Origin of the sequence: Leptolyngbya sp. FACHB-671 (genome assembly GCF_014695745.1) — a bacterium.
Taxonomy (GTDB): domain Bacteria; phylum Cyanobacteriota; class Cyanobacteriia; order Elainellales; family Elainellaceae; genus JAAUTN01.
The window spans coordinates 50,407-59,092 of the sequence record NZ_JACJOV010000113.1 but is presented as its reverse complement, the minus strand read 5'-3'; the positions used below and the strand labels follow the sequence as shown (position 1 = coordinate 59,092).

Genomic DNA, 8,686 nt, shown 5'->3' with positions numbered 1-8,686 from the left:
CCAATTCTGTATATCGCATATCTGCTTCTGACGATAGCTTCTAGATAGAAACTATCTCGCTTCGCTGCGATCCTCAACTGTCACATCCCTTTGCTATTCATGCAGGAGGTCTAATGTTTCCATCGGGCCCGATAGCCACGCGCATCAATGTGACTCAGCTCTGGAAACTGTTGATAACGCCCTAACCCACCCGGCCACCAGGGATCTAGCGCCCAATAAAGCTGATTGCCACTCAGTCCATCACAGTAAAAGTCGATCGCATCTCCCACAATGTGTCTACTTTCTGAAGCCCCACCGACTCTACGATTCACTTCAGGAGAACGATACCAACTGGTGATGCGGAAAGGACGACCAATGCGATCGCGAGCCTGCTGTGCGAGTTGGGCAATTCTCACCATTGCATCAACCGTTGCCTGATTAGGCGGCATCCGCGTACCACCATGAGTCGCTTCTGCCCAGGTAAAGTTACCGTTGGGAATAATCGAGGTATACATGTGTCCGCGAATGTTGCTAGGAGTCCAGCGGCTAGGGCGAGATGGAGGTGGTGGTGGTTCAGGAATAGGCGGTGCATCTTGGGAATCGCGGCGGGCTTGCTCCATCCGCCGCAAATCTTCAAACAAAGATTGAATCGTTTTTTCCCGTGCATCCAGTCCGCGCCAAAGCTGCACCAGCCGTATTAGCGACTCTCTCTGTTCCTCCGTTTCCTGGTATGAGGTGGGAACGGATTTAACGAATTCCAACAGTTCTCGGTCAAGCTGACTGGCAGCATTAACCAATGTAGTGCGATCGGGGGTGCCAGAGGTTAGTACTTGTGGATTTAATCCTAGTGTGGTTAATACAGAAGCCCGTGAATCTAGTCCGCGCCAAAGGCGAAACATCTCAGTCAGGGCGTTTCGCTGTTCGCCTTTGCCCTGGTAAAACTTAGGAATTCGCTGTGCAAAGGCAATTAATGCCGGATCAACAATGTCTAGGTTTGTCTCACCAGTGGGATGGTTTTGAATGGTGGCGATCGCCTCTTCTCGCGAGTCTAACTGTCGCCAAAGCTGTGCCAGTCGCAGCAATGCCTCTCGCTGATGCGGATAGCCAGAATAATTGGGTGAAACCTGCTGGATAAATTGCAGCAGAGCACGATCGAGGTTTGCTTCACTAGAATTAGATAGGTTAAAAGAGGCGATCGCGGCCTCTCGATTGTCCAGCTTGCGCCATAGCCGCACTGCTTCGAGCAATGCCTCACGCTGATAGGGCAAACTGGTGTAATAGCGAGTTAGCCTCTCAGTAAAGGTGAGTAAATTCGGATCAAGATCAGCTAAATTGTGCGGCAGTTGGTCTGCTCTATAGTCTACGGTCAGGTCTTCAATGTAGGCTTTGAGCAGCTTTTTGCTATCGCTCGACTCCAGTCGGGTAGCGGCAGTATCGTTAGCAGGCGGGGCATAGCCTTTGGCGATCGCCTCAACAAAGCGATCGGTGTAGCGTCCCTCATCCCGATCCCAGATTTCATCTCCTCTCCAAGCTTGAGCTGTAAGCCGATTTGTGATGCTGCGAACGGTGTTAGCAGCATACTGCACCTGTTCAGGAAAGGTATTGACCTGGTCGAGCGGAATCCGGTTTGCTGGCGAGATTCCTAATCCGGTTTCACCATCCGTCAGTCTAGGGCTGTCATGAACCTCATAAAGTGCCGCCAAAATCGGTTTGTGAATGCCAGTGCGGGCTGCTTCTAGCAAGTAGTAGTAATTGCGCTGGTCGGCGGTCAAGTCTGCCATAAATAACCCTACCCCTGTGCAAAATCGGTCTTCTCAAATTTTGCACTGTTTTAGCCATTGATGCGATGTGTGATCTGCATTATGCAACCGCTTCCACAGCATTGAGGAACGCCTTGTCGTTGGCTATTAGCTGCACAAAATCAGAGCCAAACTTCAGAGATTTTATTAACACGAGATTCTGGCACAGATGATTGGCGCAGAGCGACCCTCTGTTAGCTTAGCGACTGGAACTTTGCAATCAGCAGGATTAATTCGTGCCGACCGAGGCCGCATCACAATCCTTAATCGAGGAGGAATGGAAGATTCCGCCTGTGAGTGCTACCAAATCGGAAAGGAAGCCTTAGATCGGTATCTTGCAAAGGAAATTAAGCCTTAATCTGAGGGAGAACGATTGAGCCGCCTGCCGAGAAGTTACATTTAGATATAGCACCTATAAAACATAAGACTTATTCGTCTCCTTCAAAACCTTTAGAAGATGACAAACCTATTAAAGAAACTGCGGGGCGGAGCGATTATGGGCATCGGATATATGCTGTCTCCGCTTTCCTGGTGGAATGATTTATTTTTCAATTTGCCGATCGCTTTAGTCTTTGGCTATGCAATCAGCTGGATTAAGCCAGACTGGTTTCTACCCGGCACTATTGTTGGCTACTGGATTTCAAATGTTCTGGGAATCGTGATGATGCAGTTTGGCGCAATAGATATGTTTGTGGATGGAGAGAAACAAGATCCTAAACGGGGTCTGCTGATTGGGTTAGGAGGTTCTACCCTCTATACATTGATCGTCTCGGTTCTGGTTTACTTTCACATTCTGCAAGTGCCTGATTTTTTGATGGACTTACATCCATAGTCAGCTGTAGTCCAAGACTACCAACTCGCAATCACCCTCAATCACCCCCGGTCAATTGATGACTGCTACATAGCTGCTATATATAAGAATTGCGACAGTTCAGCAAATCTAGACTTAGACGAAGCAATCATCCCGGTGAAACAATTCGTTGCACAATCAGTCCTAAATCGCCGCTGTCCCTTAGCCTAGAAATTAGAATCAGAGCCGAAAGGAGAAAGTTTTGGTTACCTCCACCAGTTTGAAAACCACCAAATCAGAAGAAATTTTTGCTGCTGCACAAAAGCTCATGCCCGGAGGGGTCAACTCTCCGGTGCGGGCATTTAAGTCTGTTGGCGGTCAGCCCATTGTGTTCGATCGCGTCAAAGGCGCGTATGCCTGGGATGTAGACGGCAACCAGTACATTGACTATATCGGTACGTGGGGCCCTGCAATTTGCGGTCATGCCCATCCCGAAGTTTTGCAAGCCCTCCACGAAGTGCTGGAAAAAGGCACTAGCTTCGGCGCACCCTGCTATCTGGAAAATGTCTTAGCCGAAATGGTGATCGATGCTGTTCCCAGTATTGAAATGGTACGGTTTGTTAACTCTGGCACCGAGGCTTGCATGGCTGTCCTGCGTCTGATGCGGGCTTACACCGGACGCGACAAGGTGATCAAGTTTGAAGGCTGCTACCACGGCCATGCCGACATGTTTTTGGTCAAAGCTGGGTCGGGTGTGGCAACGCTAGGATTGCCCGATTCCCCTGGTGTGCCTAAGTCCACCACAGCTAATACGCTAACGGCTCCGTTTAACGATTTGGAAGCCGTCAAAGCTCTATTTGCCGAAAATCCTGGTGAAATCTCAGGCGTGATTTTGGAACCCGTTGTCGGCAATGCAGGCTTCATTCCCCCGGATGCCGGATTTTTGGAAGGATTGCGAGAACTCACTCACGAAAATGGCGCACTGCTCGTATTTGATGAGGTGATGACTGGCTTCCGAATTGCCTACGGCGGTGCCCAACAGCGATTTGGCGTAACCCCAGACTTGACCACCTTGGGCAAAATCATTGGGGGTGGGCTACCCGTGGGTGCCTATGGCGGCAAGCAAGAAATTATGTCAATGGTGGCTCCGGCTGGCCCGATGTATCAGGCAGGGACACTGTCTGGCAATCCACTAGCAATGACGGCAGGAATCAAGACGCTGCAATTGTTACAGCAACCAGGTAACTACGAGCGGCTTGACCAAATCACCAAGCGGCTAACCGATGGAATGCTGCAAGTTGCTCAAGAAACAGGGCATGTTGCCTGTGGTGGACAAATCAGCGGTATGTTCGGTTTCTTCTTTGCCGAAGGACCAGTGCATAACTATGAGGATGCCAAGAAGTCTGATTTGAACAAATTTGCCCGTTTCCATCGCGGCATGTTAGAGCATGGTGTATATCTGGCTCCATCCCAATTTGAGGCAGGGTTTATGTCTCTGGCTCACACGGAGGCAGACATCGATCGCACTCTAGATGCTGCCCGTGAAGTGATGTCTAACCTCTAGATGTACTGTTAGTCACTAAGCTAGGAAAAGTTAGTCACTAAGTTAGGAAAAAAGGGAGCAGAGCTAAACTCTACTCCCTTTTTAAGTACCTTTCTAAGTATGGGAAGCGTACTCTACTGATGAAGTGTGCTTCTCATCATCCTTAGACAACGAAATCAGAAAAGGAGAGACTAGTAGTCGTTATGTTTTGCAGGGTAGCAAGGTACCTGAATTGCCCACCTGCATCAGTACTGTTATCGAGTTTGATCCTCAAAATCGTGTCAGAGCCACTTTGAGACAACGCTACATAGCTACGGTAGGCTGCTTCTCCCTCCAGGCTATAGCCTGGCTCTCGAAACACCCGACTCAGGTCAATCTTGTCGTCACCAATTGTGAAGTCGAGAATCGTATCGCCTCTGTCGTCGTAGGACGTGTAGAGGAATGAGTCTCTGCCTTCTTGCCCTAACAGTTCGTCAGCACCCGTGCCGCCAAATAGGACATCCCTACCTTCTGCGCCAATCAGCACATCGCGGCCGTCTCCACCGAGTATGACATCGTTACCTTCTGCACCTCTAAGGCGATCGTTACGGACTCCACCGTCAACACGGTCGTTGCCAGCGCCGCCGCTGATTCGGTCGTTGCCGGAGCGCCCCCGGATTACGTCATTACCTTCGCTTCCCCTCAAGCCATCATTGCCGTTACCCCCGTCAACGATGTCATCACCTGTACCACCGCTAATTCGGTCGCTCCCCTCTGCGCCTCTGATCGAGTCATTCGCGCTGCCGCCTCTAATTACGTCGTTGCCATCGTTTCCCTCAATATTGTCATTGTCTCCGCCGCCATAGATGAGGTCGTTGCCGCTCTCGCCGCGCAGCACATCAACTCCAAGCGTGCCGCGCAAGAAGTCTTCTCCACTGCCACCAAAAAGCAGGTCGTTGCCGTCTCCGCCAACAAGCAGGTCGTTGCCGTTGTCACCTCGCAGGCGATCGCTTCCATCACCCCCATTAATCTGGTCGTCGCAGCCCAACCCCCGGAGCCTGTCATTGCCTCCTAAACCAGAAATCGTGTCGCTATCATCACCGCCCTGCAATACATTGTTACCAATGTCTCCGGTAAGCGTGACTCCAGGTCCACAGCCAGGAGAGCCAGGAGGTATCCTATCAGTTGAGTTGAGCGTAACAGTAGCTGGGGTAATGCTACGCGCTCCGTCATCGTCGAGCGCAACATAGATGAAACTAGCACCTGTAAAGTCTTCGTTTGCCTGGAAGTAGAGTTGCCCCACCTGATCAGGTCGAATTCCCTGCCCCGCCTCAATCGCTCTGCCACCCGCGGCCGGGTTGCCCAGGAACAGAACGCCCTGGTCTGTCTCGGGTAATCTTGAGATGCGGTAGAAGGTAATTTCGCCGTCATCGGTGCCAGCCAAACCCCTGACCAACCGTAGTGTGCTTTCAGGCTCCACCTCAAACGTGCGGTTGGCAACAACGGGAGGACGGTTGGGACCCTCGCCGGGAGGTACAACTAAGCTGACGGTTCCAGGAGATTCACTCACTGCACCGTCATTATCGGTTGCGTCGTATGTAAAAGTAGCTCCTGAGAACTGATTGGTGGCTCGGAAGAAGAGTCGGCTAATTTGACGGGGAGCGATCCGTTGCCCAACCGTGACGGCTCGACCTCCAGCGCTTGGGTCGCCCAAAAACAAAGTGCCCTGAGCGCGCGGAGGAATCGTCCTAACGGTGTAGGAGGCAATCGTGCCGTCTCGATCTCTCGCGATAACGCTGGTGATGGGAGTTACATCGCCAACTCCAACCTCAATCCTTCGATTGGCTGCAACGGGAGACAGATTATCACCCGTAACGGTTTCAATTAGGAATGTGCGAATTTCGTGAATGTTGGTAGAGTCACCCGTTGAGCTAGCAAAACCAAACTTGAAGTTTGCAGGCAAGGGAGAACCATTCGCCTCCACCACATTAAACGAATCAATGACCAGTTCACCCGCATCACTGAAATCGTTGTCTCCATTGAAATCCATCCGAACATCGATTAATCCGCCCGGATCTAGCTCAATGTTGACCCTGCGTCGTGCATCATCCCGATTGGTTGCGTTAGGGGTATCAATTCGCCCAGGTAGATTAGAGTTGCCAGTGAGGTACTCATAGTCATTAGCTTCGCTACCCCGAATCGCGACTGTATTTCTGCGACGACCGGGTCCGCCAACGCGCCCTTCGGTACCCGACGAAAAATTACCAAATTCGTCAAATCCAATTCCGACATAGCCTCCCTCTAGCCCCGGTACATTGATGGGAGTGTTTCTTTGGGCATATCCGAGAGATCCGCCAAAACCACCCGCAACGGTCGGAGATTTTTGTCCGTCTATCAAGAAGAAGCTAATACCATCTGCACCTGTCCCTCCGTAAGAGAACAGATCAAAGGTGATAGAAAGCCCCGCATTCGAGGGAATTGCCTCATTGTAGATGGCAAAGGTTGCCTGATCGGTTCGAGCACCTGTCAACCGCAAAGCACCTTGACCTGGCGCATCAATGGGATTTGCAGTACCCGGAAGCCCACCCGTCGATGGGGCTACAGTGCCTCTGGCAGTCAGGAAAGGGTCAGCAGAGGTGGTCACTCCTCTTCCAAATAGCCATGGACGATTACTGACGTCGGTACCTGTAAAGTCTTCACGAAACAGAAGTGCCAGGGTTGAATCGTAGCTTTCTAAAATTGCCTGATCGAGCTTCAGGGAGGTTTCAATTTGACCGACGGCTGCTTCTAGATCCCAATCGCCACCCAGAGCCATGTTGCCAGTCAGGTCAGTAGAGGCAGCAATATCAGCATCGGTGAGCGTCGCAAATTGCTGAATAAACGAATTGCCTGTGTCGCTTCCTGCAACGTTACAACCGTAGAGTAAAACGTCAGCCGTTTCGGTTAGCGAACTTGACCAGCTTTGAATTTGAGCGGTGTACTGATTCAGGGTTTCTAAACTGAGCTGAGTAGAACCGAGCTGCAACTGCCCAGAACTGCCATGCGAGAGAATTTGCACACTTTCCACTCCGCTACGCCCAGCCAAGGCTGAAGTGATCTGAGTGACGCCATCCTGAGTGGCATCAAGAACAATGACTTCAGTACCCGGAGAAGCGCTGCTGGCTAAGCTCTGGTAGTCATCAACGGTTGAATCAACGAAAACGACGGTGGATGCAGTTGGAGATGTCATGGTAAAAACCTTTGCAAAAAATCGAACCGGAACGAAAAGCAAGGGGCAGCAGACAGATGAATTCCGCTGGTGTCCTCCTGCAATGGAACGTTAAAAAATCCAGCCTGCAATACGACACGCCGAGCCCAGTGATTTTGGTATTATTTTATACGCGCAAATCGAGGTGAGGGGTCGCTTAAAGAAAACTTCATGACTTTCTTACAGTAGTTTCCGAGGGTAGGGGCACGGAACATGCTGAAGTTGCCTTCTGTAATCTAAGTGAAATTACTTGAGCTTGAGTTTTCTTTAATCATAAAACGGGTATGGGAGCAGACCCACTGGCAACTTTCCTGTGTTGAAAGCCTGAGGTAGATTAAATCGAGAAGTTGCCCCTCATCAAAAAATCACTGGACTTTAGCGATCGCCCGACTGCAGACGAATCAGTTCGAGATGCACCCTAAAACTTGGATTTCAACAGTTTAGAACTCGATTCACAAACTCCTTTGTAAAGGATGCTATTCCAAGATTTGGAGGTTTTTAGGAAAACGAGTAACCACTATACTACGCGTGGACTTTAATCTGTAGAGCCGACAGTTATATTTTTTTGACGCTGATTCAGTAACCTCTAAGAATTGAAGCAACCTTGAGGCAAAGTTGCGATCGCTCTAACTTAACCTAGATTCAGCGTTTTCTTGAGTTTTTAGAATGAGGCAATGACAGAATTCTTGTTTAACACGAACCTCTACGGAAGTTGCCTTGGAAAAACTAATACAACCTCGCACTTTAAACGTTGCTTGAAAGTGATCAGGAACACAGTAAGGCGGTAATCCTAACAGAATCCGTAAAAATCAGGAGAATCCGCAAATACCCGGAAACTTGCTGGCGATCGCCCTTCATTTGCTGCGAGCGCTACAAAGCATATCTCGCTGCTGCTGCTAGGATTAGTGCTAGCCAAACCCTAGAACTGTAAATTCAGCCAGCGACTAGCCCGACGGACGCCCGATCGAGGCGTAAATCTAAGCAGTCGGCGGTTGAACTCCAGGTGAAATAAGGCTAGATTTGTTTTGACAGTTAGTTAATTTTTATAACCAAATTCTCATAACTGAGACATACTAGTTCTTATACCGTTTCCAAGGGGACCTGCTTTCTTTAGAGCGTGCCTCGCGCACTCTAACAGATGCTGCCTTGAGGGGAATGGGTATTAGAACTCAGATTATTAAAATTCAAATATGACAGGGACGAGGGGTTGAACTCCGCATCTACCTCTGAGTGCCCAATGTCTTTGCGGGTGTCTGTTAGCTGGGTCAAAGCGAGCTGCTAACAGACAGAGTCGCTAAGTTAGTGCTGGTTGTAGCGAGTTGTGGCTAATTCCGATGGCTGCACTGCTG

At 50.0% G+C, this 8,686-nt stretch carries 5 protein-coding genes; 3 read left to right on the top strand and 2 right to left on the bottom strand.

What is annotated here, in order from left to right:
* Positions 1 to 110: 110 nt before the first annotated feature.
* Positions 111 to 1,760 carry a D-Ala-D-Ala carboxypeptidase family metallohydrolase gene (locus H6F93_RS15360; protein WP_190682257.1) on the bottom strand — a complete coding sequence of 550 codons (1,650 nt, stop codon included), beginning with the start codon at positions 1,758 to 1,760 and terminating at the stop codon, positions 111 to 113.
* A 175-nt stretch (positions 1,761 to 1,935) separates the two neighbouring features.
* Between H6F93_RS15360 and H6F93_RS35235 the strand changes: the two genes are divergently transcribed.
* The 3 genes from H6F93_RS35235 (at position 1,936) to hemL (ending at position 4,132) form a co-directional block, all read left to right on the top strand.
* Positions 1,936 to 2,136, top strand: coding sequence for a helix-turn-helix domain-containing protein (locus H6F93_RS35235; protein ID WP_347277302.1), 201 nt, complete (start codon positions 1,936 to 1,938; stop codon positions 2,134 to 2,136).
* A 99-nt stretch (positions 2,137 to 2,235) separates the two neighbouring features.
* Positions 2,236 to 2,610 carry a DUF7980 family protein gene (locus H6F93_RS15350; protein ID WP_190645696.1) on the top strand — a complete coding sequence of 125 codons (375 nt, stop codon included), beginning with the start codon at positions 2,236 to 2,238 and terminating at the stop codon, positions 2,608 to 2,610.
* A 220-nt stretch (positions 2,611 to 2,830) separates the two neighbouring features.
* Positions 2,831 to 4,132 (top strand): glutamate-1-semialdehyde 2,1-aminomutase, encoded by a 1,302-nt coding sequence (gene hemL / locus H6F93_RS15345; protein WP_190682254.1) that lies wholly within the window; start codon positions 2,831 to 2,833, stop codon positions 4,130 to 4,132.
* A gap of 142 nt (positions 4,133 to 4,274) precedes the next feature.
* Here the strand turns inward: hemL and H6F93_RS15340 are convergent, their stop codons facing one another.
* The gene (locus H6F93_RS15340) at positions 4,275 to 7,319 is read right to left on the bottom strand and encodes a DUF4347 domain-containing protein (RefSeq protein ID WP_190682251.1); all 3,045 of its coding nucleotides are present in this window, start codon (positions 7,317 to 7,319) and stop codon (positions 4,275 to 4,277) included.
* Between the last annotated feature and the right edge of the window lie 1,367 nt (positions 7,320 to 8,686).

Bases quoted from the DNA above. Each gene is read 5' to 3' on its own strand.
- H6F93_RS15360 (WP_190682257.1), bottom strand. From the start codon at position 1,760: ATGGCAGACTTGACCGCCGACCAGCGCAATTACTACTACTTGCTAGAA.
- H6F93_RS15350 (WP_190645696.1), top strand. From the start codon at position 2,236: ATGACAAACCTATTAAAGAAACTGCGGGGCGGAGCGATTATGGGCATC.
- H6F93_RS15340 (WP_190682251.1), bottom strand. From the start codon at position 7,319: ATGACATCTCCAACTGCATCCACCGTCGTTTTCGTTGATTCAACCGTT.